The sequence below is a fragment of the Peribacillus sp. P4_C12 genome (assembly GCF_056402095.1).
The window spans coordinates 1-1,095 of sequence record NZ_JBFUIB010000894.1 but is presented as its reverse complement, the minus strand read 5'-3'; the positions used below and the strand labels follow the sequence as shown (position 1 = coordinate 1,095).

2 protein-coding genes are annotated in these 1,095 nt (G+C 43.4%); both read right to left on the bottom strand.

All coding sequences use genetic code 11. The features are described from left to right. Positions 1-826: cobalt-precorrin-5B (C(1))-methyltransferase (locus tag AC1DUW_RS30015; protein ID WP_477644337.1), on the bottom strand; the 826-nt coding region annotated here is incomplete at its 3' end. An 8-nt stretch (positions 827-834) separates the two neighbouring features. Next, positions 835-1,095 (bottom strand): precorrin-8X methylmutase (locus tag AC1DUW_RS30010; RefSeq protein ID WP_477644336.1); only part of this gene is annotated, 261 nt, incomplete at its 5' end.

Sequence of the window (1,095 nt, the reverse complement as noted above, 5' to 3'; positions counted from 1 at the left end):
CCATCATCACACCTTGTGCAACTTTCGAAAATTTTCCCATCATACCAACAAGAGATACCTTTTTAATTCCCTGTCTTTTGCATTGCTTTAGCGAGAAGCCTACAAAGTCACCCATTTCAATAAAGGCTTCTTCAGGTAACCCCTGAAGAAGACCCATAGCATACTTTTCGCTTCGACCACCTGTCGTTAAGACAAGATGATCACAGCCACCAGCTTTAGCAACACTAATCGCCTGGACAAWACTTGCCATATATGCGGAACTGGAAAAAGGAACGACGGTGCCCCTTGTTCCCAAAATGGAAATGCCACCGACAATCCCTAACCGGCCGTTTAATGTTTTCTTCGCGATTTCTTCACCTGCTGGTACGGATATAACGACTTTCACACCTCTATTAACCTTAAATTCTTCTAATGTTTGTTGCACGGTTGTTAAAATCATTTTGCGCGGCACAGGATTAATTGCCGCTTCTCCGACAGGAACAGGAAGACCAGCTTTGGTCACGCGACCAACACCAATCCCTCCATCCAAGATGATGCCAGGTGTATCTACCCAGCTGACAGTAGAAATTATATGTGCCAGATGAGTGGCATCTGGATCATCGCCAGCATCTTTAATTGTTTCTGCACTAACTGAATTTTCCGTTATATCATATTTCTCAATTGTAAAAGTAGCATCTCTACCTATAGGCAAAGAAATCGTTGCCTCCTCAAGTGCATCACCAGTGATCAATGCGATCAATGCCGCTTTAGTTACTGCTGTTGAACAGGCTCCGGTCGTATACCCATGCCGCATTTGGGAGGGATCTTTCTTGACTTTCTTTTCCATGATTTAACCTAATCAGCTAAAAGGGAAATCGCATTCAATGCCGCAACCGTGACAGTACTTCCGCCTTTTCGGCCAACATTTGTAATGAATGGCACTTCGGTAATTTTTGCTAGTTCTTCTTTTGATTCCGCGGCAGAAACAAATCCAACAGGCATACCAATAATTAAGTCGGGTTTAGCAATCCCTTCTTTAATAAGACGAATGAGTTCTAACAATGCTGTTGGTGCGTTACCAATGGCATATATCCCGCCTTCATTTTCCTTTACGGC